This window comes from Micromonospora sp. WMMD980, assembly GCF_029626035.1.
Lineage (GTDB): Bacteria > Actinomycetota > Actinomycetes > Mycobacteriales > Micromonosporaceae > Micromonospora.
Genome location: NZ_JARUBE010000003.1, coordinates 6,213,046 through 6,237,467 on the forward strand (window position 1 = coordinate 6,213,046; position 24,422 = coordinate 6,237,467).

At 70.3% G+C, this 24,422-nt stretch carries 27 protein-coding genes, 4 tRNA genes and 2 pseudogenes; 25 read left to right on the forward strand and 8 right to left on the reverse strand.

Features of this window, described 5'->3' with window-relative positions; translation table 11 throughout:
* Nucleotides 1-26: 26 nt before the first annotated feature.
* Complete coding sequence (locus tag O7618_RS29375) at nt 27-1,211, reverse strand: MFS transporter (RefSeq protein ID WP_278109393.1); 1,185 nt, start codon at nt 1,209-1,211, stop codon at nt 27-29.
* Nucleotides 1,212-1,485: 274 nt separating this feature from the next.
* On the opposite strand from O7618_RS29375, the gene O7618_RS29380 reads away from it, so the two are divergent.
* Together O7618_RS29380 and O7618_RS29385 are read left to right on the forward strand one after the other, a co-directional pair.
* Complete coding sequence (locus O7618_RS29380) at nt 1,486-2,745, forward strand: MFS transporter (protein ID WP_278109394.1); 1,260 nt, start codon at nt 1,486-1,488, stop codon at nt 2,743-2,745.
* 52 nt (nt 2,746-2,797) lie between these two features.
* Nucleotides 2,798-2,953: a hypothetical protein gene (locus O7618_RS29385; protein WP_278109395.1), complete on the forward strand. Its 156-nt coding sequence runs from the start codon at nt 2,798-2,800 to the stop codon at nt 2,951-2,953.
* Here O7618_RS29385 and O7618_RS29390 read toward each other — a convergent pair.
* The 4 genes and pseudogenes from O7618_RS29390 to O7618_RS29405 all read right to left on the reverse strand — a co-directional run.
* Nucleotides 2,905-3,768: pseudogene (locus O7618_RS29390) on the reverse strand (MFS transporter); the annotation flags it as partial. The gene O7618_RS29385 and the pseudogene O7618_RS29390 overlap by 49 nt on opposite strands.
* Before the next feature lie 482 nt (nt 3,769-4,250).
* Nucleotides 4,251-4,499: a hypothetical protein gene (locus O7618_RS29395; RefSeq protein ID WP_278109397.1), complete on the reverse strand. Its 249-nt coding sequence runs from the start codon at nt 4,497-4,499 to the stop codon at nt 4,251-4,253.
* Nucleotides 4,496-4,864, reverse strand: a complete 369-nt coding sequence (locus tag O7618_RS29400; protein WP_278109399.1) for a hypothetical protein — start codon at nt 4,862-4,864, stop codon at nt 4,496-4,498. Before O7618_RS29400 ends, O7618_RS29395 begins: the two co-directional genes overlap by 4 nt.
* Before the next feature lie 233 nt (nt 4,865-5,097).
* Entirely contained in the window at nt 5,098-5,592 is a 495-nt protein-coding gene (locus O7618_RS29405; RefSeq protein ID WP_091066126.1) for a YajQ family cyclic di-GMP-binding protein, read from the reverse strand.
* Nucleotides 5,593-5,739: 147 nt separating this feature from the next.
* Here O7618_RS29405 and O7618_RS29410 point away from each other — a divergent pair.
* The 4 genes from O7618_RS29410 to O7618_RS29425 all read left to right on the forward strand — a co-directional run bounded on the left by O7618_RS29410 (nt 5,740) and on the right by O7618_RS29425 (nt 7,128).
* Nucleotides 5,740-5,823 (forward strand) — tRNA-Tyr (locus O7618_RS29410).
* A 1-nt stretch (nt 5,824) separates the two neighbouring features.
* Nucleotides 5,825-6,433 carry a type II toxin-antitoxin system RelE/ParE family toxin gene (locus O7618_RS29415; protein ID WP_278109401.1) on the forward strand — a complete coding sequence of 203 codons (609 nt, stop codon included), beginning with the start codon at nt 5,825-5,827 and terminating at the stop codon, nt 6,431-6,433.
* A 74-nt stretch (nt 6,434-6,507) separates the two neighbouring features.
* Entirely contained in the window at nt 6,508-6,738 is a 231-nt protein-coding gene (locus tag O7618_RS29420) for a helix-turn-helix domain-containing protein (protein ID WP_347405398.1), read from the forward strand.
* Between the two features lie 3 nt (nt 6,739-6,741).
* Nucleotides 6,742-7,128 (forward strand): hypothetical protein, encoded by a 387-nt coding sequence (locus tag O7618_RS29425; protein ID WP_278109403.1) that lies wholly within the window; start codon nt 6,742-6,744, stop codon nt 7,126-7,128.
* 46 nt (nt 7,129-7,174) lie between these two features.
* On the opposite strand, the gene O7618_RS29430 is transcribed toward O7618_RS29425, so the two are convergent.
* Both O7618_RS29430 and O7618_RS29435 read right to left on the reverse strand, forming a co-directional pair.
* Nucleotides 7,175-7,372: a DUF397 domain-containing protein gene (locus tag O7618_RS29430; protein ID WP_278109404.1), complete on the reverse strand. Its 198-nt coding sequence runs from the start codon at nt 7,370-7,372 to the stop codon at nt 7,175-7,177.
* The gene (locus O7618_RS29435; protein ID WP_278109405.1) at nt 7,365-8,243 is read right to left on the reverse strand and encodes a helix-turn-helix transcriptional regulator; all 879 of its coding nucleotides are present in this window, start codon (nt 8,241-8,243) and stop codon (nt 7,365-7,367) included. Before O7618_RS29435 ends, O7618_RS29430 begins: the two co-directional genes overlap by 8 nt.
* A 231-nt stretch (nt 8,244-8,474) precedes the next feature.
* On the opposite strand from O7618_RS29435, the gene O7618_RS29440 reads away from it, so the two are divergent.
* Both O7618_RS29440 and O7618_RS29445 read left to right on the forward strand, forming a co-directional pair.
* On the forward strand, nt 8,475-8,636 hold the full coding sequence (locus O7618_RS29440) for a hypothetical protein (protein ID WP_278109406.1): 162 nt from the start codon (nt 8,475-8,477) through the stop codon (nt 8,634-8,636).
* Nucleotides 8,624-8,869, forward strand: a complete 246-nt coding sequence (locus O7618_RS29445) for a hypothetical protein (protein WP_278109407.1) — start codon at nt 8,624-8,626, stop codon at nt 8,867-8,869. The genes O7618_RS29440 and O7618_RS29445 overlap by 13 nt, the downstream gene beginning before the upstream one ends.
* Before the next feature lie 5 nt (nt 8,870-8,874).
* Here the strand turns inward: O7618_RS29445 and O7618_RS29450 are convergent, their stop codons facing one another.
* Nucleotides 8,875-9,366 carry a hypothetical protein gene (locus O7618_RS29450; RefSeq protein WP_278109409.1) on the reverse strand — a complete coding sequence of 164 codons (492 nt, stop codon included), beginning with the start codon at nt 9,364-9,366 and terminating at the stop codon, nt 8,875-8,877.
* Between the two features lie 77 nt (nt 9,367-9,443).
* On the opposite strand from O7618_RS29450, the gene O7618_RS29455 reads away from it, so the two are divergent.
* The 17 genes and pseudogenes from O7618_RS29455 (at nt 9,444) to O7618_RS29535 (ending at nt 24,409) form a co-directional block, all read left to right on the forward strand.
* Complete coding sequence (locus tag O7618_RS29455) at nt 9,444-9,701, forward strand: hypothetical protein (RefSeq protein ID WP_278109410.1); 258 nt, start codon at nt 9,444-9,446, stop codon at nt 9,699-9,701.
* A gap of 567 nt (nt 9,702-10,268) precedes the next feature.
* Nucleotides 10,269-12,794 carry a bifunctional diguanylate cyclase/phosphodiesterase gene (locus O7618_RS29460; protein ID WP_278109411.1) on the forward strand — a complete coding sequence of 842 codons (2,526 nt, stop codon included), beginning with the start codon at nt 10,269-10,271 and terminating at the stop codon, nt 12,792-12,794.
* A 95-nt stretch (nt 12,795-12,889) separates the two neighbouring features.
* Nucleotides 12,890-12,962: transfer RNA gene (locus O7618_RS29465), tRNA-Thr, on the forward strand.
* A gap of 25 nt (nt 12,963-12,987) precedes the next feature.
* Nucleotides 12,988-13,060 (forward strand) — tRNA-Met (locus O7618_RS29470).
* Between the two features lie 131 nt (nt 13,061-13,191).
* The gene (rpmG, locus tag O7618_RS29475) at nt 13,192-13,359 is read left to right on the forward strand and encodes a 50S ribosomal protein L33 (RefSeq protein WP_013288652.1); all 168 of its coding nucleotides are present in this window, start codon (nt 13,192-13,194) and stop codon (nt 13,357-13,359) included.
* Between the two features lie 120 nt (nt 13,360-13,479).
* On the forward strand, nt 13,480-13,926 hold the full coding sequence (locus O7618_RS29480; protein WP_278109412.1) for a MaoC family dehydratase N-terminal domain-containing protein: 447 nt from the start codon (nt 13,480-13,482) through the stop codon (nt 13,924-13,926).
* Nucleotides 13,927-13,928: 2 nt separating this feature from the next.
* Nucleotides 13,929-14,321 (forward strand): MaoC family dehydratase, encoded by a 393-nt coding sequence (locus O7618_RS29485; RefSeq protein WP_278110194.1) that lies wholly within the window; start codon nt 13,929-13,931, stop codon nt 14,319-14,321.
* A 126-nt stretch (nt 14,322-14,447) separates the two neighbouring features.
* A tRNA-Trp gene (locus O7618_RS29490) sits at nt 14,448-14,520 on the forward strand.
* 215 nt (nt 14,521-14,735) lie between these two features.
* On the forward strand, nt 14,736-15,140 hold the full coding sequence (secE, locus tag O7618_RS29495; RefSeq protein WP_278109413.1) for a preprotein translocase subunit SecE: 405 nt from the start codon (nt 14,736-14,738) through the stop codon (nt 15,138-15,140).
* Nucleotides 15,141-15,175: 35 nt separating this feature from the next.
* Nucleotides 15,176-15,898 carry a transcription termination/antitermination protein NusG gene (gene nusG, locus O7618_RS29500; RefSeq protein ID WP_278109414.1) on the forward strand — a complete coding sequence of 241 codons (723 nt, stop codon included), beginning with the start codon at nt 15,176-15,178 and terminating at the stop codon, nt 15,896-15,898.
* 155 nt (nt 15,899-16,053) lie between these two features.
* On the forward strand, nt 16,054-16,485 hold the full coding sequence (rplK, locus tag O7618_RS29505) for a 50S ribosomal protein L11 (RefSeq protein ID WP_091065740.1): 432 nt from the start codon (nt 16,054-16,056) through the stop codon (nt 16,483-16,485).
* Between the two features lie 83 nt (nt 16,486-16,568).
* Nucleotides 16,569-17,285: a 50S ribosomal protein L1 gene (gene rplA, locus O7618_RS29510; protein WP_278109416.1), complete on the forward strand. Its 717-nt coding sequence runs from the start codon at nt 16,569-16,571 to the stop codon at nt 17,283-17,285.
* An 82-nt stretch (nt 17,286-17,367) separates the two neighbouring features.
* A pseudogene (locus tag O7618_RS29515) lies at nt 17,368-18,408 on the forward strand (ATP-binding cassette domain-containing protein).
* Nucleotides 18,405-19,094, forward strand: coding sequence for a hypothetical protein (locus O7618_RS29520; RefSeq protein WP_278109417.1), 690 nt, complete (start codon nt 18,405-18,407; stop codon nt 19,092-19,094). The pseudogene O7618_RS29515 and the gene O7618_RS29520 overlap by 4 nt, the downstream one beginning before the upstream one ends.
* 316 nt (nt 19,095-19,410) lie before the next feature.
* Nucleotides 19,411-19,959 carry a 50S ribosomal protein L10 gene (rplJ, locus tag O7618_RS29525; protein ID WP_091065754.1) on the forward strand — a complete coding sequence of 183 codons (549 nt, stop codon included), beginning with the start codon at nt 19,411-19,413 and terminating at the stop codon, nt 19,957-19,959.
* Between the two features lie 53 nt (nt 19,960-20,012).
* Nucleotides 20,013-20,402 carry a 50S ribosomal protein L7/L12 gene (gene rplL, locus O7618_RS29530; protein WP_278109418.1) on the forward strand — a complete coding sequence of 130 codons (390 nt, stop codon included), beginning with the start codon at nt 20,013-20,015 and terminating at the stop codon, nt 20,400-20,402.
* 575 nt (nt 20,403-20,977) lie between these two features.
* Complete coding sequence (locus O7618_RS29535; protein WP_091065761.1) at nt 20,978-24,409, forward strand: DNA-directed RNA polymerase subunit beta; 3,432 nt, start codon at nt 20,978-20,980, stop codon at nt 24,407-24,409.
* The last annotated feature ends 13 nt before the right edge of the window (nt 24,410-24,422 follow it).

Genomic DNA, 24,422 nt, shown 5'->3' on the forward strand with positions numbered 1-24,422 from the left:
CGCCCCGGACGCGGGCGGGGTCGCGTTCAGGCCGGCTCGGGCAGCCGGTCCGCCCGGGTGGCCAGCAGCACGACGAACAGCACCAGACCCGCCGCCAGGTAGGCCGCCGCCGGACCGAACAGGGCGGCGGTGCCGCCGAGCAGGAAGATCCCGACCCCGGAGAACACGATGTTGGAGGCGATCATGGTGGCCTCCACCTGCCCCATCCGCTCCGGGGGCGCCAGCCGCGCGAACGTCGCCTGCGCCCCGATCAGCCATCCCGCGCCGGCGCCGATCAACGCGTTCGCCGGGACGAGCGCCCAGACCGGGGCGCCGAGCGCGACCAGCAGGCCGGCCAGGAGCAGGGCCAGCCCGAGCGCCCGGACGACCACCACCTGGCCGGACACCCGGGCCAGCCAACCGCGGCTGCCGACCACCAGCACGAACACGGCGCCGCCGAACGACGAGGCGGCCAGCAGCACCGGCCGCCAGCCCCCGCCGGCCAGGTCCGGGGCGAGCGTCTCCGGCAGCGCTCCGGACAGGACCGTGGCCAGGGTGAGCAGGGCGACGACACGCAACACCGGATGACCGGCGATGATCCGGATCCCCGCGGTGGCGGGCGGCCGGCGGCGCCGGCCCTCCTGCGGGCCGACCGGCAGGCCGGCCAGGATCACGGCCGCGAGCAGGAACGAGACCAGATCGATCACGAGCGCCAGCCGGGGGCCGAGCGCCACCGTCAGGCTCGCCCCGGCGAGCAGGCCGACCACCTGGCCACTCTGGTTGGCGAACGCGGAGAGCCCGAACAGCGGCAGCCGCAGCGGCGTCGCCACCGCCTCGGCGGTGACCGCCACGTGCACACTCGAGTAGGCGGCCCGGACCGCGCCGAGCAGGCCGGCGGCCAGGATCGCCGGCAGCGGCCGGGGAACCGCGACCGGTACGGCGATGAGCGCCGCGCCGCCCAGCGACAGCGCGACGAGCATGGTGCGCCGGACCGGCACGTCCAGCCAGCCGCTGAACATCGTGGCCACCAGCAGCGCGGGCAGCATCCGGGCGGCGTAGACGGCGGCCGGCCCGAGCACGGAGTTGGTCTGGTCGTAGGCGAGCAGCAGCAGCGCGGCCAGCCCGATGAAGTCACCCAACTCGGAGATGCCCCGGGCGGCGAGCAGCCGGGCCGCGACCGGGTGTCGGAAGAGCGCGCGGTAGCCGGGGGAGGGCGTCGCGGTGCCGGTCATCGGCGCGACGGGTCCGCGTCCTCGACCCCGACCCCGATCCCGACCCGCAGCGTCCCGACGGCCCTGCCGCTCATCCGACCTCCGATCACGCCGGCGGCCGACCCCGCCGCCGTTGGCATGGACTCAGTTCGATGAGCAACCTACCCCCTGCCGGCAAGCCAGTCAGCCCCGGTCCGACCCCCGATGTGACCGACTCGACGAACACCCGGATGAGCTGGGGCGTTAGGGTCGAATACGGCTTCACCCATTACCTGTCCTCCCGGAGGTGCACACCGTGGCCGCACCGCGCCAGTACCTGGGCGTGTGGCGGATCCCCGGCGCGCCGATGCTGCTGATCCTCGGCATCGTCGGCCGGTTGGGGATCGGCATGACCCCGCTGGCGCTGCTGCTCGTCGTCGAGCAGGTGACCGGCCGCTACTCGCTCGCCGCCGTCGCCGGCGGCATCTACGCGCTCGCCGGCGCCGCGCTCAGCCCGGTCGCCGGCCGGATCGCCGACCGGGTCGGCCCCACACCGGTGCTGCTGGCCACCGCGCTGGCCCACCCCCTGGCCCTGCTCGGGCTGCTCGGCGCCAGCCGCGCCGACGTCGCCAACCTGCCGCTGATCTACCTGGCCGCGGGCGTCGCTGGCGCCACCTACCCGCCGCTGACCGCCGCCATCCGGGGCGCCTGGAACGACCTGACCGCGCCGGCGACCGGGCGGGGCCACCTGCGCAACACCGCGCTCGCCGCCGAAACCTCCCTGTTCGAGGTCGTCTTCGTGCTCGGCCCGCTGCTGGTGGCCGGCTTCGTGCTGGCCGCCGACGCGTCCGCCGCGCTGGTCGGGGCCGCTGTGGTCACCTTCGTCGGCACCGGCTCGGTCGCCCTCGGCCGGGTTATGCGCGGCTGGCGCCCGCACCCACGCGAGCACCACGCCCAGGGTCTCGGCCCGCTGCGGGTCGGTGGCTTCCCCGCGCTGCTGCTCTGCGTGGCGAGCCTCGGCATCGCGTTCGGCGCCTCCGGCGTGATCGTCCCGGCCTTCGCCGGGAACACCGGCGCCGCCGACCCGGAGAGCCTGGCCGGCGTGCTGCTCGCCGTCTGGGGCGTCGGCAGCGCCGTCGGCGGGTTCTCCTTCGGCGTACGCAAGCCCGCCGCCAACATGACCCGCCAGTTCGCCTGGCTGCTCGGCGCGGTCGCGGCCAGCTTCGCCGTCTTCGCGGTGATGCCCGGCCCGGTCGCGCTCGGCGTCGCCCTGGTGCTCGGCGGCGCCGCCATCGCGCCCGCCCTCACCCTGGAGAACACGCTGGTCGGGCGGGTCGCCCCGACCGGCATGCTGAACGAGGCGTACACCTGGGTGGTCACCATGTCGGTGGCGGCCAGCGCCGTCGGCGGCGCGGTCGCCGGTCTGATCGTCGACCACGCCGGCGGCGTGCCGTGGGCGTTCCTCTTCGCCGGCGCGGCGGTCGGCGTCGGCGCGCTGGTCGCGGCGTTGCCGCGTGGGTCGATCGCCCGTGCCGAGGCCGCCGCGGTCCGCGCCGAGCAGTCCCTGGCCGCCTGACCCGGCCGCCACCAGCCCGAGCATTACGGTCCCCGCCGCGCACCACAGGAGCGTGGGCCGCGCCCCGAGCGCGGCGGTCGCCGGCCCGCCGAGCATGGTGCCCAGCGGCACCGCCAGCACCGTGACCGCCCCGTTGGCGGCCAGCACCCGGGGCAGCTCCGCCACGCCGGCGCGACGCTGGAACAGCGCCGTCGCGGTCGGCCGGTAGGGCGCCCAGACCAGGCCGGCGAGGGCGAACGCCGGCAGCGACACGACGACCGGCGCGCCCAGGCCGAGCGGCAGCAACGCCGTGCCGAACACCACCACGACGCCGGCCAGCACACCGCGCGGCGGCCGGTCCCGCAGGAAGCCGGTGAGCAGCCCGCCGAGCAGCGACCCGACGCCGAACGCGGTGTAGAACGCACCGAGCAGCGCCGCCGAGGCGTGCCGGTCCGCCGTCACATGCACCGGCATGGCCACGTAGAACGGCCCGAACAGGAAGAAGAACACGAACGTCAACGCCAGCAGGCCGAGCAGCGCGCGGTCGTGGGCGATGACCCGGAAGCCCGAGGTACGCGGCGGCCCGGCCCCCGCCGCCCGCCCCGCACGCCGGTTGTCCGCCGGAACAGCGAGCCGGTAGCTGACCGCCAGCACCGCGAACGTGCCGGCGTCGACCGCGAGCACCCAAATCGGCCCCACCCCGGCGATGAGCAGCCCGGCCAGCGGCGGCCCGACCACGGTCGCCGCCTGCCCGAACATCCCGAGCAGCGCGTTGCCGGCCAGGTGGTGCCGCTGCGGCAGCAACTCCGCCACCAGCGTGAACCGGCCGGCCGTCCCCCACGGGTGCAGCAACGACGACACCGCCAGCAGCGCCACATAGAGCCCGACGTCCCACACCCCGGCCAGGTGCGCCACCGGAATCGCCCCCAACGCGAGCGCCCGCAGGCTCGCGTCCCAGCCGGCGAGCTGGGCGCCGCTGCGCGCACCCAGCACCCGCCCCAACAGCACCGCGCCGGCCGCGCCCGGCAACGTGTACGCGGCCACCGCGAACGCGGTCCAGGTGCCGCGCTGCCCGACGGGCGCGAGTCGCAGCGCCAGCCAGGTGACCGCGACCAGCGCCAGCCGCTCCCCAGAGGGCGGGTCGACGGCAGACGGGATGGCCCCGGAGCGGTCAGAGACCGAAAGACGTGCGAAGTGCTGCGTCAAGTCGGAGCAGCTGGCTACTGCTCAGTCTGCCGGCATAGTCCTTTAGGCGTGACTTCTCGGCTGTCATGACCTGAAACGCGAGGACAGAACCCTCTTTGTCGAGGGGCTGGCCAGCAGGAAGATGCACCGCAGCAGGCGAGCCCGGACGAACCGACGTGGTGAGAGCTGCGATGATCACAACTTTCATGATCCTGTTGAACGAGTCTTGGGAGATGACCACTGCTGGGCGGTGGCCTGCCTGCTCGGAGCCTCTAGCTGGATTGAAGTCAAACCAGTAGACCTCGCCACGTCGGGGCGGCTCGTTTGGATATGGCACAGGATCAGTATGCGGGCCAAGCCTCTGCCTGGGCATCGAAGGTTGCTTGCGCCCACTCCAGGCTCTCGTCGGCCCAAGCGCTGAAGGCAGCCTCAAGATCCGGGGCGCAGGGCGAGGGAACGGCCACTGTACTGGCGATCGTTGGGCCGACAGCGATCTTGCGTACGGCGTTACCTACCGCCGCCAGCATGCCGACGACGGTCTGATTGCCGACAGTTGAGGGACCGGACGTCAAGACCAACGTGGCGTTCATTGCCGCACCTCCCCTGCTTGCGCTTGGGCGACTGCCTGGTCGTACTTCTCGGCCATCGAAGCCAGTGTATCAACTAACTCCTGGAGCCGATCCCGGGTTATCAGATACTTGCCATGAACCGAGACGTCAATTTTTCCTCCAGCCGATGTTGCAAACGCCCGGATGTCTTCGGCCGATCCCACAACAGTGGGTGGCGCAAGGTGCCCAACCAGCAGGTAGATGCCGTCCGGATTGCCACGCTTTGATGGCAGGCCAAGCGTCACCGCGAACTGGTTAGCTACGACGACCGGGAGCTCGCCCGCAGAGTCCCAGGTCACCCGCAGCGCGGCATCGGCGACATCGTAGGGGGGCTCGGTGCTGTCCACGGAAGAAGTGTCGCATGTCCCTTTGACTCTGTCTGCGTCCTAGAGCACGTCCGTGGCCGGGTCGTGGTGTCTCGTCGGGGGTGGCCGCGTCTCAGGCTCCTTCCCGCGGCCTGCCAGGCCGTCGCTAGGCCGTCGGAAGTCGATCGAGAGCGACCAACGACGACCACTGGTGACGACGTCTGCCCAGGTGGCAGGGCGTGGTTGGCGCCATAACCAGGCCGGCCGAAGCCGCCTTACCTATAGTTGTTGAACTGGAGCGCGACGCCGAAGTCCTCGCCCTTGAGCAGCGCGATAACGGCCTGGAGGTCGTCCTTCTTCTTGCCGGTGACGCGGAGCTGGTCGCCCTGGATCTGCGCCTGGACGCCCTTCGGGCCCTCGTCGCGGATCTTCTTGCTGATCGCCTTCGCCTTGTCGGTGTCGATACCCTGGATCACCTTGGCGTCGATCTTGAAGATCTTGCCCGACGCCTTCGGGTCGCCGGCGTCCAGCGACTTCAGCGAGATGTTGCGCTTGACCAGCTTCTCCTTGAAGACGTCGAGCGCGGCGCGCACCCGCTCCTCGGTCTCCGCCTGGAGGCTGATCCCCTCCTCACCCGACCAGGAGATCTCGGCGCCGGTGCCGCGGAAGTCGAACCGCTGCGAGAGCTCCTTCTCCGCCTGGCGGAGGGCGTTGTCGACCTCCTGGCGGTCGACCTTGCTCACGATGTCGAACGACGGGTTCGCTGCCATGCTCATGCTCCTGCTGTCCGACGGTGTGTCCTGATCCGTCCCGCGCTGACCAGCGTGGGACTCCCTGACGGTACCCCGTTGCGGAGGGACCGGGGGCAACCGCTATCCTTGCTTCCGCCGCCGCGTTGCGACGCGGTGGGGTGCCCTGGCGGGTTGCCCGAGCGGCCAATGGGAGCGGACTGTAAATCCGTCGCGAAAGCTTCAGAGGTTCGAATCCTCTACCCGCCACCAGGTGCAGAAGCGGCCCCTGACCAGCAGAGATGCTGATCGGGGGCCGTTCTCGTTGGACGACATGACGACTGCGGGAGCGGTGGCTCCGACGCTCCTCAGGGCTGCGGGTCTCATGATCCGATGTCAGATATCCCTCTCAACCGGCGTGACGTACGGACCGGTTGGTCGCGCTAGGTCTAGCGGCGACGAGTCCCATCGCATCTATAGCGCACGGGTTGTACGTGGGCTCGATTGGAGCGCGGGCGTCTGGCGGATCGACTCCACCGATGAGGTTGACGACTGGCCGACCCGCCTCGGCAAGGAGGATCCCGACTCGGCGAACCAGGTTGCCGCTGCGCTCGCCATTCTGGCAAGGGAAGGCCCTGCTGTGGGCCGCCCCCTGGTCGACCGGGTCAAGGGCTCGGACTACAAGAACATTAAGGAACTCAGGCCGGGATCCTCGGGTCAGTCCGAGATCCGCATCCTGTTCGCCTTCGACCCGACCCGTGCAGCCATCCTGCTGGTTGCCGGGAATAAGGCCCGCAACTGGAAGGGCTGGCACGAGACCAGCATCCTCGAAGCGGACCGGCTCTTCGCCGCACATCTACGGACGTTGAAGGGACAACGCTGATGGTGCGTAGTTGGCGGGACACCCGCTCACGTATGAATCTTGATGAGGCGAAGGTCGCCGAGCACAAAGAGCGGATGCTCGCCGAGGTGCGAGCCACCCGCCTTCGTGAGATGCGCGAGCATCGTCGTCTGACCCAACAGGAGGTCGCCGATCTCATGCACGTCTCACAGCCGAGAGTGGCCGCGATCGAGAAGGGTGACGTGCCGGCGACTGAGGTAGGCACCATCGACCGGTACGTCTCTGCTCTCGGCGGCCGGCTGGAGATCGTGGCCGACTTCGACGGCGAGCGGTTCGCGCTGAGTTGACTCGTGGCCGAAGGAACGACGCGGCAGTTCGGCGATGAGCTGCCTCAGGACGAGGGCGGCTCCGCTCTCGTGCTCCACGTAGGCGGTGCTGATCCGATTGGTGGCTGGAAGGTCTGCCGCGCCCTCGGACGATTCATCGCGGCGATGCGCGAGGATGGATGGGTGCTTCAAGGGGCCTTCTATGCCTTCGTGCTGCTGTTCCTGGTGCTGCCCGCCCTGGGCTTGGCCGTACTGGTTCCTCTCGTGCGCCTGACGACGTGGCTGTGGCGGTCGGTGCCGCGGTGGCCGTCCAGGGTGTGGCGCTGGGCGAAGGCGCTGAGCGTCGACCCGCACCCGGCCGGACCCTTCAACGACTCGCGGGACGTGTGGCCGATGCCGGCGGATGAATGAGCCTCCGGCTGGGGCCGAACGCGGGACGACCTTCCGCAACCGTTCGCTAGCTGCTGGTGTGGTGCTTCGCGAACTTGACGAAGGAAGCCCAGCGGGCGGGGGCGAAGGCCAGGGCCGGGCCGGCGATGTCCTTGCTGTCGCGCACGCGCACGAGGCCCGGAAGGTTGTCGGCCACCTCGACGCAGGCGCCCTCGTTGCCGCTGTAGCTGCTCTTACGCCAGCGGGCCATGGTCAGTTCAGTCATCGTAAGTCTCCTTGATCAGGGCACCCACCAGATCCTCGGAAGCACGTTCGTCCAAGGCGAGATCCCACAGAGTCTCCCAAGCCGCGACGTAGGTCTCCACCTCGCTGGGGCGATCAAGGTAGAGGCTGCCGGTCAGCGACTCGCTGTAGACGGTGCTGGATTCTGCGGGCCGCGTTCCCTTCGCCGGGAAGTCGAGGATGATGAACGCTCCGGCGACGGATGCCCGGTGAGGGCCGACGCTCGCGGGCAGCACGCGGACCGTGATGTTCCGTGCCTGGGCCGCGTTGACCAGATGGGCTAGCTGAGCCCGCCATGCCTCCACGTCGCTGATGGGGCGGCGAAGGACGGCCCCGTCGACGATCGCTTCGAAGGCCGGCGCGGCAGGGCTCCTTCGCGCCAGAAGCTTCTGCCGCTCCATTCGTAGGGCGACCTTCTGCGCCACCTCCTGCGGCGTGCGACCGGGCTTGGTCTCGAACACCGCTGACATGTACTCCGGCGTCTGGAGCAGTCCCGGAATCAGGTTCGGCTCGTAGTGCCGGACATGACGGGCCGCCGCTTCCAGGCCGACGTACAGCTCGAACCACGCCGGGATCACGTCACCGTAGGCGTGCCACCAGCCCTTGCTCTTGCTCTCCCTGGCGAGCGAGACCAGGACTTCGGTCAGCTCGGTGGAGGTGCCGTAGAGCTGGCACATCAGGTTCACGTCGTGGGTGCGGAGCGACGTCCGGCCGGCCTCCAGCCGGTACATCTTCGCCCGTGACCACTCCAGGGTGGTGGCCGCAGCCTCCAGGGCGATGCCGGCTTCCTCGCGAGCCTGGCGCAGCAACCGTCCCAACTGCCGGCGTGGGACGGAAGATCCCGTCTCGACCATCTGACCCCGATCTCACCTCAGATGCCGGTGTGTCTCATTCGAGCCAGCCTGCACGCGCCGATGGCACGGCGTCAATCTTTTCCTTTGATTCTCTGGATGAGACGTTGCAGACCGAGCACTGGCTCCGCCAGGTTGGCTGCTGACAGGGGTGACCGACGACCGGCGGAGGTGCGAGATGTCCCGGCGCGGCAGACATCGCAACGGCGGCCGGCCGTGACGCCGGAGCGGAGGTTGGACACGCCCTTCCTGGTGGCGCTGTCCTGGGCGGTCATCGACTACCACGTGGCGTACACCTGCTCCCGCTGCCGTCCGTACGGCTGGTGCCCTCGGGTCGTGGTGGCGCGGGCCCGCATCCGCGCGTGGCGGCGGGTCCGCGAGCAGTGGCGGAGCTGAGGTGCGGCGCGCTGCTCCTGATCGGCAGGACGGCGAGCGTTCAGTTCGTGACGCCGTTCCACTTCCGGTTGATCCGGGTGCTCGACTGGACCACCTACGACGGCTGGACGTGGCTGGACGGCTACCAGCTCAACGCATGCGGTGACGCGGTGGCGCGTCGCTCGATCTTCGTCAGGCGAGGCGGGCTACTGCCCGGCTCAGTCCCTGCCCGGCGGCGGAAGGAAGGGCGGTGACGGTGTCAGTGCCCGCCGGCAAGGCGGCGGGCTTCGGCGAGCACGTCCGCGTCGATGTCCGCGGTCGTGTCGCCGACGACCCGGACGGCCTCCGCGTACTCGTAGGAATTTTCGAAGGCGACAAGCTCGGCGGCCAGGGGAGTGCCGTCCCAGGTGATGTGCAGGTACGCCCAGACCGTCAGATCACGTGGCGTGATCTCCCCGGCGAGCGCCCGCCGGGCCATGAGCCGGACGGCCGCCTCCTCGCCGTCTCGGCTCCCCTGCGGGTAGTAGGTGAGGGAGAGTTCGGTCAGCGCGCCGTCGAGCCACCGCCGCAGTTCGTCGCTCTCGCCGCCCTTCGCGCACGAGGCGCCGGCGAGGATCCGGAGGGTCGGGCTGTCCACGCCCGCCACCAGGCAGTCGCAGGCGGCCTCGATCACCTGGGCGGCGGTGCCCGGGCCGGTGCTCCAGAGGACGGCGGACTCCTGGAGTCGGGCGAGGGCGGCATCGGCGAGCACCGCCACATGATCCGTCAACGGAGGTGTGCGGCGGCAACCGGTTTGCGACGGTGCGGCGCGCGGGTATCCAGCGATACATGTCAGTCTCCGGTCGCCGCTCGGTCAACAGGTTCAACACCTACCTCGACGCCAGTGCCGGCCAGCGACTGACCGCGATCGTGCTCGCCCTGGTGGCGGGGCCGGCGGCCGGGCTGCTCTGCGTCTGGCTGGCGACGTCGTTCCTGGGCGGCGCGCACTGGTTGGCGCAGACGCTCGTCTTCGCCGTCATCGGTCTGTTCATCGGTGCCGGGCTGCTCGTCGTGCTGTCGAAGGTCGGTTCCCGTGCCCGGCGTTGACGGTCACGCCACGGTTGGCGTACGTCAGGTGGGTTTAGCCGTCAGTGAGGGAATCACCCTCTGGCGCTCATGCCGAATGCAGGTATGGTGGTCTATGGCCGGAGCCGACTTCGTCCTGCGGACGGGTCGAGGGCCAGGCGAGCATGGGTGCTGGTGGGACGGAGATTTCGCGTGTCTTGATCGTTTCGCGATGAACGTCGGAATCCGCAGTGGACGGTTGCGACGAGCACCTTCCAACCCGATGACCTGGCTGCGTGTGGTGGGTGCTTGGGCCGAACGGCGGAACCTGACAGCTACTCGGGCTGCACAGGTCTTCGCTCCTTTTCTGCCCCTGACCGGTGTGGCACGATCGTGGAACCTCCACCATCCCTGTGACACTCTCCCGACAGGAGCAATCATGTCTGGTCGAAGGTTGGGCCGGCTGCTCGGCTCGCTCCTCGTGCTCGCTGCCCTTCTGGTTGGTTCCAGCGTCATCGGCAGCACCGAAGCGCAACTGGGCGACGTCATCTGGGCCGCCGACATCACGCGGTGACCCACGGACCGCCTCGTGCGGCACAGGGGAGTGGTATGGCCGGCCGGAACCAAGGACGCCGATCGACGGAGCGGGCCTGGCTCATCACCGCACCACTGACGCTCAGCGCGGTCATCTTCAGCACCGCGATCGCGATCATCGCGGACGACCCCCTCGGTGACTGGGGCTGGGGCTTCGTCCTGCTCCTCGTGATGACAGCGGTCAGCGTTCCCGTCCTCAACTTCATCGTCCGGCGCCAGTCGGTCGCCGTGACGCTGACCGAAGTGCCGTTGGTGGTGGCGCTGTTCTACCTGCCACCACTGACGGTGGTCCTCATCTACACGCTGTCGACGCTGGGCTGGTGCGTCTGGCACCGCTTCACGCCGGCGAAGCTGTGGTTCAACGCGGCCAAGGCCGCGGCCGCGACCTCGCTGGCCGGCCTCGTCCTCCTGGCCCTGCCGCCGTTGCAGGGCGTCGACCGGCCGGGCACCTGGGCCAGCCTCTTCGTCGCGATCAACACCATCACCCTGGTCAGCCTGCTCTCCGTGGTCGGCGTGCACGTGCTCCTCCAGGGTTGGCAGCCCGGCCGCGAGGCGTTGCGTACCGCCCCCTCCGTCTTCCTCACCTCGTCGATCAACGCCTCGATCGGGCTGCTCATCCTGATCGCGTTGGAGACGACCTGGTGGTCCGCGTTGCTGCTCGGCGCGCTCTTCGTCGCGCTCGGCCAGGTCTACCGCTCCTACTCCCAGTTCTTCCAGCAGCACCGCACGCTGGCCGGCATGTACGACCTGGCCCGCCTGATCACCACCAGCGCCGAGGGCGCGCTGGGTGACGTGCTGCTCGACCGGGTCCGCGCGCTGATGCAGGCGGAATACGCCACGCTCTGGCTGCCGGCCCAGGGGCGGCACCCGGAGGTGCTGCTCACCGCGCGCGTCGACGCGCCCGGCCTGCTGGACGTCGCCCCGACCCCCGCGGTGTTCCGGGAGCAGGCGCGCAGCCTGGGCCGCACGCTGACCACCGGTCGGCAGTTGGGCGCCGACACCGCGCTGCGCGGCGTCGCCGACGTGAAGCAGGTCAAGGACGCCATCGTGGTGCCGCTGCGCTCGGGCCAGGCGGTGATCGGGACGCTGGAGGTGGTCAACCGGATCAGCGACGTCGGCCACTTCACGCCGCGTGACCTGCCCGTCTTCGAGACGGTCGCCGCGCACGCCGCGGTCGCCCTGGAAAACTCGCGCCTCGTCGACCGGTTGCGGCACGACGCCGACCACGACGGGCTCACCAAGCTGCCCAACCGGCGCCGGCTCGTCTCGGCGGTCGCCGAGGCGATCAAGATCGGCGCGCCGGACGAGGTGGTGGCGCTGCTGCTCTTCGACGTCGACCGGCTGCGCCAGGTCAACGAGTCGCTCGGCCACGCGGCCGGCGACAAGGTGCTGGTCGAGGTGGCCGAGCGGCTGCGCGCCTGCGCCCCCTCCTCGGCGCTCGTCGGCCGCGTCGGTGGCGACGAGTTCCTGGTGACGCTGCGGCTGGAGAGCGCCGACGCGGCGCTGGAGCTGGCCGCCCAGCTTCGCGAGCAGATCCGCGACGAGATGGTCTTCGACACGCTCACCCTGGACGTCGACACCGCCGTCGGCGTGGCCGTGCACCCCGACCACGGCGGCGACGCGGTGGCCCTGCTCCAGCGGGTCGACCTGGCCGCCACCGCGGCCAAGTCGGTGCCGGGCAGCGTGCAGCTCTACAGCCCGGCGCTGGAGTCCCGCTCGCTGCGCCGGCTGGGCCTCGCCGGCGACCTGGAGCGGGCGCTGGCCGACGGCGACCTGGAGGTCTACTTCCAACCCAAGGTGACGCTGCGGGACCGCCGGCTGGTGGGCGTGGAGTGCCTGGCCCGCTGGGAGCACCCGGCGCACGGCACGGTCGAGCCGGACGACTTCGTGGCGGTCGCCGAGCACACCGGCCAGCTCGGCCGGCTCACCGAGTTCGTGCTTCGGGAGAGTCTGCGGCGCAGCCGCGACTGGAGCCACGGGGAGCAGGCGCTCTCCGTCTCGGTCAACCTCGCCGCCCGTACGCTCAACGACCAGCACTTCCCGGCGCTCGTGCGCGACCTGCTGGAGGAGTACGGCGTACCCCCGCAGCGGCTCACCCTGGAGATCACCGAGTCGGGTGTGCTGGACGGCACCGAACGTCCCATCCCGACCCTGCGCAGCCTCCGCGACCTCGGTGTCCGGCTCTCGGTGGACGACTTCGGCACCGGCAATTCGTCCCTGGCCCAGTTGCGCCGGCTGCCGGTGCACGAGGTCAAGGTGGACCGCTCGTTCGTGCAGGGGATGGCGACCGACCCGGGCGACCTGGCCATCGTCAACGCGGTGGTGACGCTCTCCCAGCAGTTCGGTCTGACCGTGGTCGCCGAGGGCGTGGAGAGCGAGCTGACGCTGGAGCTGCTCCAGGACATCGGCTGCGAGATCGGCCAGGGCTTCCTGTTCAGCCGGCCGCTCCCGTACGAGCGTCTGGAGGCGTGGTTCGGCGCCCAGGTCGACCCCGAGACGATCGTCGCCGGAGAGCTTCCGCGCCTGCGTGTGGTGCCCTGATCAGGCCCGACACGTGTCGGGGGGATCCGATTTCACCTCGGGGACGAGGTCGTGTACTGTTTCCTCTGCGCGACACCCCAGGGGTGATCGGGCAGGCCCCCTTAGCTCAGTCGGCAGAGCGTCTCCATGGTAAGGAGAAGGTCTACGGTTCGATTCCGTAAGGGGGCTCAAAGGGTCCGGCTGGACCCGCCACGGCGGTGTAGCTCAGATGGCAGAGCAAGCGGCTCATAATCGCTGTGTCGCCGGTTCAAGTCCGGCCACCGCTACTCTCGTCCTCCGGGTTCGCTCGGTGGCCGGTGGGATGGGCGCCACAGGCGCCCACTTTGCATGTCCGCGTCGTCAGCGCGTAGGCTGACACGCCGTAGTTGATATCCGTGAGCGAGGAAGGCACTCCGCCGTGGCGAAGGCGACCGATGTCCGGCCGAAGATCACTTTGGCGTGTGTGGAGTGCAAGGAGCGCAACTACATCACGCGCAAGAACCGTCGTAACGACCCGGACCGCATCGAGCTGAAGAAGTTCTGCCCCCGGGACGGCAAGCACACCGTCCACCGCGAGACCCGCTGACGCACGGCCGGCGCCGCCGGCCCGCAGCAGCTTTTCCGAACGCCGGTCCGCCCGGTCGACGGCCCTCGGGCCGGCCGACCGCTCGGATCGGCGTTCGTGTTTTCCGTGTAGGTTCGCGGCATGTCCCTGGACCCGTCCTTCGTCGGCCGGACCTATCCGCCGACCGCCCCCTACCAGGTGGGCCGAGAAAAGATCCGCGAGTTCGCCACCGCCATCGGGGCGACCGACCCGGCGCACCACGACCCCGAGGCGGCCCGTGCGCGGGGCCACGCCGACGTGGTGGCGCCGCCGACGTTCCCGGTGCTCGTGACCATGGCGGCCAGCCGGCAGATCGTCGACGACCCGGAGTTGGGCGTCGACTACAGCCGGGTGGTCCACGGCGACCAGCGGTTCGCCTACACCCGGCCGGTGGTGGCCGGCGACGAGCTGGTCTGCGTGAACACCATCGAGGACGTGACCAGCCGGGGTGGGCACGGCTTCCTGACCACCCGCACGGACGTGCGCACGTCCGGCGGTGAACCGGTGGTCACGGTCTGGGCCAAGATCGTCGTACGCGGGGAGGCGTGAGCATGGAGCTGCCGGTGCAGACCTACCGGGTGACCCGGGCGGACCTGGTCCGCTACGCGGGCGCCTCGGGCGACTTCAACCCGATCCACTGGAGCGACCGGACCGCCACCGGCGTGGGCCTGCCCGGCGTCATCGCCCACGGCATGTACACCATGGCCCTGGTCGGTCGCGCGGTCGCCGGCTGGGCCGGCGCGCCGGACGCGGTGGTCGACTTCGGCGTCCGGTTCACCCGCCCGGTGGTCGTCCCGGACGCCGACGAGGGCATCGAGATCGAGGTCTCCGCGGTGGTCAAGGAGGTCACCGAGGACGGACTGACCCGGCTCGACATCACCGCCACCTGCCGGGGTGAGAAGGTGCTGTCGCAGGCCCGGGCACTGATTCGCACTTCTCGCTGAGGGTCACCCGACGCGCGAGGGGTGGACCGGTTGGGAAAGTCGTACGACTACCCGTACACTGGTCCGCCGTGGGGCAAGTGACCTCCGCTCGACACCACGTGTCCGGGTGAAGGTGAGTTGCCGCACAGGGGTGTAGCTCAATTGGCAGAGCAGCGGTCTCCAAAACCGCAGGCTGCAGGTTCAAGTCCTGTCACCCCTGCGCCTCAGGCCTGACCGTTCCCGTGGGTCGCGTCGCCGTTCGCGGTGGCGTCCGGCCCGTGGTGGTGGCACCGGTGGCATGGTCCCGAGGCGATCGGGGCTGTCCCGGCCGGTCCGCCGGCCGCGGCCCGTCGCGGGACGGTTGGTCCGGCCGGCGTGACCAACACGCCGCGCACGCCGCCCGGCGTGCGACCCCAACCCCGCACGGAGGGCGAAGTGGCCGAGAAGAAGCGGCGCGGCGAGAACGACGGCGACGAGCGTCTGAATGACGACGCGATCGTCGACGGCGTTGCCGACGACGATGTGGCCGACGACGCCGCCGACGCGGACGAGCCGGTCTCCCGGGGCGGCACCGCGACCCGCAAGCGGGCGCACGCCGAGCCGGCCGAGGGCCGCAAGACCCGTAAGGACACCGAGCGGATCGGGCTCTTCGCCCGCATCGCGCGGTTCTTCCGCGAGGTCGTGGCGGAGCTGCGTAAGGTCATCTGGCCGACCCGCAAGGAGCTGCTGACCTACACGGCGGTGGTGGTCACCTTCGTCGCGGTGATGCTGGCGATCGTGGCCCTGCTGGACTACGGCTTCGCCAAGGCGGTGCTGTGGGTCTTCGGCAACCCCAGCTGACCTGCGGACAGCAATACTGACGGAAGTGAGCGAGCGTGCCTGAGTACGACGAGACCGCCGAGACCCCGGACGAGCAGTCCGCGGTGGCGACGGCGGCCAACAACGAGTCGGTCGAGGCCGCCAGCGAGCCGGAGTTCCCGACCACCGAGCCGGCTCCGGACGAAGACTTCGACCCGGTCGCCGAGCTGCGCCAGAAGCTGCGCTACGCGCCCGGCGACTGGTATGTGGTGCACTCGTACGCCGGCTACGAGAACAAGGTCAAGACCAACCTCGAGACCCGGATCACGTCCCTCGACATGGAGGACTACATCTACCAGGTCGAGGTGCCGACCCGGGAAGAGGTCGAGGTCAAGAACGGCAAGCGGTCGCAGGTCCAGGCGAAGGTCTTCCCGGGCTACATCCTGGTCCGGATGGAGTTGACCGCCGAGTCCTACTCCTGCGTCCGGAACACCCCGGGCGTCACCGGCTTCGTCGGCGCCACCGACCGGGCGGACCGGCCGGCGCCGCTGAGCCTCGACGAGGTGCTCAAGTGGCTCGCGCCGGCGGTCGAGACCGAGCAGAAGAAGGCCAAGCCCGAGGTCAAGGTCCTCGACTTCGAGGTCGGCGACTCGGTCACCGTCACCGACGGCGCGTTCGCGTCGCTGCCGGCGACGATCAGCGAGATCAACGCCGACCAGCAGAAGCTCAAGGTGCTGGTGTCGATCTTCGGCCGGGAGACGCCGGTCGAGCTGAACTTCAACCAGGTCGCCAAGATCTGACGCACGTCACGTCCGCGCCGGCGGTCGGCCCTCGCGGGCCGGCCGCCGGTGTCGCGTGAGACTGCGTTACTCTTTAACGTCGGCCGTCCGCACCGCGCTGACCGTGCGCGCCCGCGGGCGGCGGAGAATCCCAGTTTCAAGCCCCAGGAAGAGACATGCCTCCGAAGAAGAAGCTCGTCAAGACGTTCACGCTTCAGCTGCCGGCGGGCCAGGCCACGCCGGCGCCGCCGGTCGGCCCCGCGCTCGGCCAGCACGGCGTGAACATCATGGAGTTCTGCAAGTCCTACAACGCGCAGACCGAGTCCCAGCGGGGCGACGTCGTCCCCGCCGAGATCAGCGTCTACGAGGACCGCACCTTCACCTTCGTGCTGAAGACCCCGCCCGCCGCCCGGCTGCTGATCAAGGCCGCCGGTGTGCAGAAGGGCTCGGGTGTCCCGCACAAGGAGAAGGTCGGCTCGGTGACCCGCGCCCAGCTGCGTGAGATCGCCGAGAAGAAGATGGCGGACCTCAACGCCAACGACATCGACCAGGCCGAGAAGATCATCGCCGGCACCGCCCGGTCGATGGGCCTCACCGTCGCCGACTGATCTCGCTCCACCGCTCCACCCGATCCGTTCGTGGGAGGGCCGCCGACCCGCGCGCCCGCCAGAGACCACAGGAGTCACCAGAAATGCAGCGCAGCAAGAGCTACCGCAAGGCCGCCGAGGTCATCGACCGGTCGAAGCTCTACGCCCCCGCCGAGGCCGTCAAGCTGGCCAAGGAGAACACCAACGTCAAGTTCGACGCCACGGTCGAGGTCGCGATGCGCCTCGGCGTCGACCCCCGCAAGGCGGACCAGATGGTCCGCGGCGTGGTCAACCTGCCGCACGGCACCGGTAAGACCGCCCGCGTGATCGTCTTCGCCGCCGGCGCGAAGGCCGAGGAGGCCGCCGCGGCGGGCGCGGACGAGGTGGGCACCGACGAGTTGGTCGCCCGTATCCAGGGCGGTTGGTTGGACTTCGACGCCGCGATCGCCACCCCGGACCAGATGGCCAAGATCGGCCGGATCGCGCGGATCCTGGGCCCGCGCGGCCTGATGCCGAACCCGAAGACCGGCACCGTGACCATGGACGTCACCAAGGCGGTCGCGGACATCAAGGGCGGCAAGATCACCTTCCGGGTGGACAAGCACTCCAACCTGCACCTGATCATCGGTAAGGCCTCCTTCTCCGAGGCCCAGCTGGTCGACAACTACGCCGCGGTCCTCGACGAGGTGCTGCGCGCCAAGCCGTCCGCGGCCAAGGGCACCTACCTCAAGAAGGTCACCCTGACCACCACCATGGGCCCGGGCGTCCCGGTCGACCCGAAGGTGGTCAAGAACCTGCAGGAAGGCTCCGCCGAGAGCTGAGCAACCGCACGTCTCCGACGGGGTCCCGCCACCACACCGTGGCGGGGCCCCGTTCGTCTGTCCGGTGTGGCAGTCTCGGCGCATGCGGCTCGACGGGGTGTGGCTTCGCTACCGACGGCACGGCCCGTGGGTGCTGTGCCAGGTCGACGTGGCGATCGGTCCGGGCGAGGTCGCGGTCGTGCTCGGTCGCAACGGGGCGGGCAAGTCCACCCTGCTTCAGCTCGCCGCCGGGGTGCTGCGACCGAGCCGGGGCCGGGTGACCGGCCGCCCGGTGACGGTCGGCTGGGTGCCGGAGCGGTTCCCCGCCGACCAGCCGTTCACCGTCGGGTCCTACCTCGCCGCGATGGGCCGGGTCGTCGGCCTGCCCGGGCCCGCCGCCGACCGGGCGGTGCGCCACTGAGTCGAGCGGCTGGGCCTGACCCGGTTCCACGACGTGCGCCTGCCCCAGCTGTCCAAGGGCACCGCCCAGAAGGTCGGCCTGGCGCAGGCGTTGCTGCGCCGGCCCGGGCTGCTGGTGCTCGACGAGCCCTGGGAGGGGCTCGACGCGGCCGCCCGCGAGCTGGTCCCCGAGTTGATCGGCGAGGTGCTGGCCGGCGGCGGCGCGGTGCTGGTCAGCGACCACCGGGGCGAGACGGTCCGGCTGCCCGGCGCCCGGCACTGGTCGGTCGCCGACGGCACTCTCACCGAGACGGCGCCGTCCGGGGGTTCGGCCGTCGCGGTGGTCGAGCTGGCGGTGCCGGCCGCGGGCCTCGCCGCCGCCGTCGCCCGCCTGCGCGCCGACGGCCACCAGATCCTTCGGATACGCGACCACGCCGTCCCCGCCGCCGCCACGCCACCCGGTCGACCCGTCGCGGGCCGGCCCACCGTGCCGTCGGGCCAGCCCGCCGCCACGGATGCCGCGCTGTCACCGGCCCTGCCGGGCAACCAGGGCGTGCCGGGGCCGCCGGGCGCGCCGGACACCGCTGATGTCCCGAAGCCACCGGACCGACCTGTCGCGAGCCCGCCCGCCACCCCGGGCGGCGCGTTCGACGGGCAGCCCGCCGGGCGGGGGAGCGCCCTGGCCGGTGCCGCCGAGGGCATCCCGACCGAGCGGTCCGGGCCGGCGTCGGAGGTGACCCGGTGATCGCCCTGGTGCGGCTGCGGCTGGCCGGCTTCGTGCGTACCGGACGGGCGCTGGCGCCGGTGCTGGCCGGCCTGCTCGCCCTCGGCATCCTTTACGGCGGCGGTCAGGCCCGGCCGGCGGAGGCCTACGGCGTCTCCGCGGTGGTGCTCTTCCCGGTGCTGGCCTGGCAGACCAAGATCCTGCTCGACGTCGAGCCCGACGTGCAGCGCCGGCTGGCCCGGGTGGTGGTCGGGCCGGCCCGGGAGCGGGCGGCCGGGCTGCTCGCGGCGCTGGTGGCCGGGCTCGCCGTGGTGGCTGTCGCGCTGGTGCTGCCGTGGCCGATCGGGGGCCTCACCACGGCGGCCGGCCCGGACGGGCGGCCGGCCCTGGTCGGTGTGGCGCTCGGGTTGTGGGCGCACCTGCTCGCCCTGCCGGCGGCGGTGGCCCTCGGCGCGCTGGCCAGTCGGGCGATCACCCGCAGCGCCGGCTACGGGGTGGCCGTGCTGGCGGTCGGCGCGGTCGGGTTCGTGGTGTTCGGGTTGTCCGGCTCGGTGGCGCCGTGGCTGGTCCCGCCGGTGATGGCGACCGCGCGGGCGGTCACCGGGCCGGTCGCGGTGGGCACCGGGCTGCTGCTGACCGGCTGGGCGGCGCTCTGGACGGCGGTGGCGCTGGCCGGCTACGCCTGGGGGCGCCGCACCCGGGCCTGATCGGGCGGGTGACCGGAAGCACCGGGGGGCGATTTGGCGCGAGTGGCGCGGTCGCGTAACCTGGGGCGGTAGTTCCACCCACAGACCGCTGGTCACCGTGCCCTGGCACGGTCGAAGGTCCCGCGACGACGGGCGACCCGCGCAGGGCGGCAAGCGAAACTCGGTGTCATCCACGGTCCGCCGACTGTGCCCATGATCCCGGCCCTCGCCCCGTGCGCCCCGCGCCGGGGCTTTTTCGTTGTCGTGGCGCCTCCGCCGCCGTCGCGAGTTCTCTCGTCGCCGGCGTGCCAGCTCCGAGCAACGAGAGAGGAGGGACATGGCGGACAAGCCGATCCGGGCCGACAAGGCCACGGCCGTCGCCGAGCTGACCGAGAGCTTCCGCTCGTCGGGCGCCACCGTGCTGACCGAGTACCGCGGGCTCACGGTTTCGCAGCTCACCCAGCTGCGGCGCACGCTCGGCAAGGAGACCAGCTACACGGTCGCGAAGAACACGCTGGCCAAGCGTGCCGCGGCCGATGCGGGCATCTCCGGCCTCGACGAGCTGTTCACCGGTCCTACCGCGCTGACTTTCGTTTCGGGCGACGTCGTCGAGGCGGCGAAGGGGCTTCGCGACTTCGCGAAGGCCAACCCGAAGCTCGTCATCAAGGGCGGTGTCTTCGAGGGCAAGGCCATTTCCGCGGCCGAGGTCACGAAGCTCGCCGACCTGGAGTCCCGCGAGGTGCTGCTGGCCAAGCTGGCCGGTGCCATGAAGGGCAACCTGAGCAAGGCCGCGGCCCTGTTCCAGGCGCCGCTCTCCAAGGCCGCCCGCGCGGCGGCCGCCCTGGCGGACAAGAAGCGCGAGCAGGAGGGCGCCGAGGCGGCCTGAGGCCGCGCGGCGCACCACATTCTTAGTTTCCACTTGCAGAAAGGACGCCAGACATGGCGAAGCTCAGCACCGACGAGCTGCTCGACGCGTTCAAGGAGATGACGCTGATCGAGCTCTCCGAGTTCGTGAAGCAGTTCGAGGAGACCTTCGAGGTCACCGCCGCCGCTCCGGTCGCGGTTGCCGCGGCCGGCGGTGCCGCCGGTGGCGCTGCCGCCCCGGCCGAGGAGGAGAAGGACGAGTTCGACGTCATCCTCGACGCCGACGGTGGCAAGAAGATCCAGGTCATCAAGGTCGTGCGTGAGCTGACCGGCCTGGGCCTCAAGGAGGCCAAGGACCTGGTCGAGGCCGCTCCGAAGGCCGTCCTGGAGAAGGCCAACAAGGAGACCGCCGAGAAGGCCAAGGCCAAGCTCGAGGGTGAGGGCGCCAAGGTCACCCTCAAGTGACGTTGGTCTGACCTGACGCGTGTCCGGCTCACGTGAGTCGGCGCACAACCGCGTCGCGGCGGGCGGTGATCCGGGAGCGGATCACCGCCCGCCGTGTTGGTGCTCCCCGACGGTAGCGGTGTGAGCAGGGCGTCCAGGGTTCTCGCACCGGCCTCTCAGGGACGCCGGGTCGGTAGTCCGTCGGTGGGAAAGACACCCCGAGCGGTAACCGGCCCTTGACGCGGCACCGGCAGGACAGGCACGCTGACATCAGCAAGACCTTCCGCGCTTGCAACGGCCGCCACTCGGGTAAGGGCAACGGCAGCACCACCGCCGCCGCACCACGAGCGGACCGGCAGGAGCGTCGCGTTCCGAGCGGCCCCGCGGACCCGGTTTTCCGAGGTCCCAGGGCATGTTCCGCGACGACCTGCGGGGTGGGCTGGACAGCGGTTAGCCTCTCGGCTACACTGCTAGTTTGCGCTGCCTTCCGACTTGACCCCTGCTCGGAAATGTCCGATTGCGGATATTTCTGGTGGGGTCATTGGAGTGCACGCGTACCAGCCGTTCTGCAGCACCGGTCCTCGGAAGGACGCATCTTGGCAGCTTCCCGCCCTGCGAAGACCAGTCGTACGTCGAGCGCTTTCGCACCCCGCCGAGTTTCTTTCGGTCGGATCACCGAACACCTCGAGGTCCCCAACCTCCTCGCCATCCAGAACGAGTCCTTCGACTGGCTCGTCGGCAACGAGGCTTGGCAGGGCCGGTCGGCGGACGACCCGCACGCACGCTCGGGTCTCGCGGAAATCCTCGACGAGATCAGTCCCATTGAGGACTTCTCCGGCACCATGTCGCTCTCCTTCTCCGCTCCGCGCTTCGACGAGGTCAAGGCCTCGATCGAGGAGTGTAAGGAGAAGGACCTGACCTACTGCGCGCCACTGTTCGTGACCGCGGAGTTCACCAACAACACCACCGGCGAGATCAAGAGCCAGACGGTGTTCATGGGTGACTTCCCGATGATGACGCCCAAGGGCACCTTCATCATCAACGGCACCGAGCGCGTCGTGGTCAGCCAGCTCGTCCGCTCGCCGGGCGTCTACTTCGACAAGCAGCCGGACAAGACCTCCGACCGCGACCTCTCCAGCGTCAAGGTCATCCCGAGCCGGGGTGCCTGGCTGGAGTTCGACATCGACAAGCGCGACACGGTCGGCGTCCGCATCGACCGCAAGCGTCGGCAGGCCGTCACCGTCCTGCTCAAGGCCATCGGGTGGTCCGCGGAGCGCATCCGCGAGAAGTTCGGCTGGTCCGAGCTGATGATGACCACGCTCGAGAAGGACCACATCGCCGGGCAGGACGAGGCGCTTCTCGACATCTACCGGAAGCTCCGCCCTGGCGAGCCGCCGACCCGCGAGAACGCCCAGACCCTGCTCGACAACCTCTTCTTCAACCCGAAGCGGTACGACGTCGCCAAGGTCGGGCGCTACAAGTTCAACAAGAAGCTCGAAGTCGACGTGCCGATGAACACCGGCACGCTGACCGAGGACGACATCGTCGCCACCGTGGAATACCTCTGCCGGCTGCACGCCGGTGAGGAGGGCTACGAGGCCGACGACATCGACCACTTCGGCAACCGTCGCCTGCGCACCGTGGGCGAGCTGATCCAGAACCAGGTCCGGGTGGGTCTCTCCCGGATGGAGCGGGTCGTCCGCGAGCGGATGACCACCCAGGACGTCGAGGCGATCACGCCGCAGACCCTGATCAACATCCGCCCGGTGGTGGCGGCGATCAAGGAGTTCTTCGGCACGTCGCAGCTGTCCCAGTTCATGGACCAGACCAACCCGCTGGCGGGTCTGACCCACCGGCGCCGGCTGAGCGCGCTCGGCCCGGGTGGTCTGTCCCGTGAGCGGGCCGGCTTCGAGGTCCGCGACGTGCACCCGTCCCACTACGGCCGGATGTGCCCGATCGAGACGCCGGAAGGCCCGAACATCGGCCTGATCGGCGCGCTCTCCACCTTCGCCCGGGTCAACCCGTTCGGCTTCATCGAGACGCCGTACCGGAAGGTCATCGACGGTCGGGTCACCGACCAGATCGACTACCTGACCGCGGACGAGGAGGACCGGTTCGTCAAGGCCCAGGCCAACGCGCCGCTGAAGTCGGACGGCACGTTCGCCGAGGACCGCGTCCTGGTCCGCCGTAAGGGCGGCGAGACCGAGGACGTGGCGCCCGGGGCCGTGGACTACATGGACGTGTCGCCGCGGCAGATGACCTCGGTCGCCACCGCGATGATCCCGTTCCTGGAGCACGACGACGCGAACCGCGCGCTCATGGGCGCGAACATGCAGCGTCAGGCGGTGCCGCTGGTCAAGGCCGAGGCCCCGCTGGTCGGCACCGGCATGGAATACCGTGCGGCCGTCGACGCCGGCGACGTGGTCGTCGCCGAGGTCGGCGGGGTGGTCGAGGACCTCTGCGCCGACTACGTCACCGTCCACCAGGACGACGGCCACCGCCGGACGTACCTGCTGCACAAGTTCCGCCGCTCCAACGCCGGCTCCTGCGTCAACCAGAAGCCGGTCGTCTTCGAGGGCGACCGCGTCGAGGCCGGTCAGGTCATCGCCGACGGGCCGTGCACCGACGAGGGCGAGATGGCGCTCGGACGCAACCTGCTGGTCGCGTTCATGTGCTGGGAGGGCCACAACTACGAGGACGCGATCATCCTGTCGCAGCGCCTCGTGCAGCAGGACGTGCTCACCTCGATCCACATCGAGGAGCACGAGGTCGACGCCCGGGACACCAAGCTCGGTCCGGAGGAGATCACCCGCGACATCCCGAACGTCAGCGAGGAGATGCTCGCCGACCTCGACGAGCGCGGCATCATCCGGATCGGCGCCGAGGTGGTCCCCGGCGACATCCTGGTCGGCAAGGTCACGCCGAAGGGCGAGACCGAGCTGACCCCCGAGGAGCGGCTGCTCCGCGCGATCTTCGGTGAGAAGGCGCGCGAGGTTCGCGACACCTCGCTGAAGGTGCCGCACGGCGAGACCGGCACGGTCATCGGCGTGCGTACCTTCTCCCGCGAGGACGGCGACGAGCTGCCCCCGGGCGTGAACGAGCTGGTGCGGGTCTACGTGGCCCAGAAGCGCAAGATCCAGGACGGTGACAAGCTCGCGGGCCGCCACGGCAACAAGGGCGTCATCTCCAAGATCCTGCCGATCGAGGACATGCCGTTCCTGGAGGACGGCACCCCGGTCGACATCGTGCTGAACCCGCTCGGTGTGCCGTCCCGGATGAACATCGGCCAGGTCCTGGAGACCCACCTCGGGTGGGTTGCCAAGACCGGCTGGAGCGTCGACGGTGACGACGAGGAGTGGAAGCGCCAGCTCAAGTCGATCAACGCGCACGAGTCCGAGCCGGACACCAACGTGGCCACCCCGGTCTTCGACGGTGCCCGCGAGGAGGAGATCTCCGGCCTGCTGGCGTCGACCCTGCCCAACCGGGACGGCAACCAGCTGATCGGGCGCACCGGCAAGGCGCAGCTGTTCGACGGTCGTTCGGGCGAGCCGCTGCCCGACCCGATCGCGGTCGGCTACGTCTACATCCTGAAGCTCAACCACCTGGTCGACGACAAGATCCACGCCCGGTCGACCGGCCCGTACTCGATGATCACGCAGCAGCCGCTGGGTGGTAAGGCGCAGTTCGGCGGCCAGCGCTTCGGTGAGATGGAGTGCTGGGCGATGCAGGCGTACGGCGCCGCCTACGCCCTGCAGGAGCTGCTGACCATCAAGTCCGACGACGTCCTCGGCCGGGTCAAGGTCTACGAGGCGATCGTCAAGGGCGAGAACATCCCCGAGCCGGGCATCCCGGAGTCGTTCAAGGTGCTGCTCAAGGAGCTGCAGTCGCTGTGCCTCAATGTCGAGGTGCTCTCCAGCGACGGTGTGGCCCTGGAGATGCGCGAGACCGACGACGAGGTGTTCCGGGCGGCGGAGGAGCTGGGCATCGACCTGTCCCGGCGCGAGCCGAGCTCGGTCGAAGAGGTCTGAGGCGGTGAGTCGG

What these genes read in the sequence shown, in the direction of transcription:
- O7618_RS29375 (WP_278109393.1), bottom strand. Translation starts at nt 1,211, where the DNA reads ATGACCGGCACCGCGACGCCCTCCCCCGGCTACCGCGCGCTCTTCCGA.
- O7618_RS29395 (WP_278109397.1), bottom strand. Translation starts at nt 4,499, where the DNA reads ATGAACGCCACGTTGGTCTTGACGTCCGGTCCCTCAACTGTCGGCAAT.
- O7618_RS29405 (WP_091066126.1), bottom strand. Translation starts at nt 5,592, where the DNA reads ATGGCAGCGAACCCGTCGTTCGACATCGTGAGCAAGGTCGACCGCCAG.
- O7618_RS29420 (WP_347405398.1), top strand. Translation starts at nt 6,508, where the DNA reads ATGCTCGCCGAGGTGCGAGCCACCCGCCTTCGTGAGATGCGCGAGCAT.
- O7618_RS29430 (WP_278109404.1), bottom strand. Translation starts at nt 7,372, where the DNA reads ATGACTGAACTGACCATGGCCCGCTGGCGTAAGAGCAGCTACAGCGGC.
- O7618_RS29435 (WP_278109405.1), bottom strand. Translation starts at nt 8,243, where the DNA reads ATGGTCGAGACGGGATCTTCCGTCCCACGCCGGCAGTTGGGACGGTTG.
- O7618_RS29455 (WP_278109410.1), top strand. Translation starts at nt 9,444, where the DNA reads ATGTCAGTCTCCGGTCGCCGCTCGGTCAACAGGTTCAACACCTACCTC.
- O7618_RS29460 (WP_278109411.1), top strand. Translation starts at nt 10,269, where the DNA reads ATGGCCGGCCGGAACCAAGGACGCCGATCGACGGAGCGGGCCTGGCTC.
- O7618_RS29480 (WP_278109412.1), top strand. Translation starts at nt 13,480, where the DNA reads ATGTCCCTGGACCCGTCCTTCGTCGGCCGGACCTATCCGCCGACCGCC.
- O7618_RS29485 (WP_278110194.1), top strand. Translation starts at nt 13,929, where the DNA reads ATGGAGCTGCCGGTGCAGACCTACCGGGTGACCCGGGCGGACCTGGTC.
- rplK (WP_091065740.1), top strand. Translation starts at nt 16,054, where the DNA reads ATGCCTCCGAAGAAGAAGCTCGTCAAGACGTTCACGCTTCAGCTGCCG.
- rplA (WP_278109416.1), top strand. Translation starts at nt 16,569, where the DNA reads ATGCAGCGCAGCAAGAGCTACCGCAAGGCCGCCGAGGTCATCGACCGG.
- rplJ (WP_091065754.1), top strand. Translation starts at nt 19,411, where the DNA reads ATGGCGGACAAGCCGATCCGGGCCGACAAGGCCACGGCCGTCGCCGAG.
- rplL (WP_278109418.1), top strand. Translation starts at nt 20,013, where the DNA reads ATGGCGAAGCTCAGCACCGACGAGCTGCTCGACGCGTTCAAGGAGATG.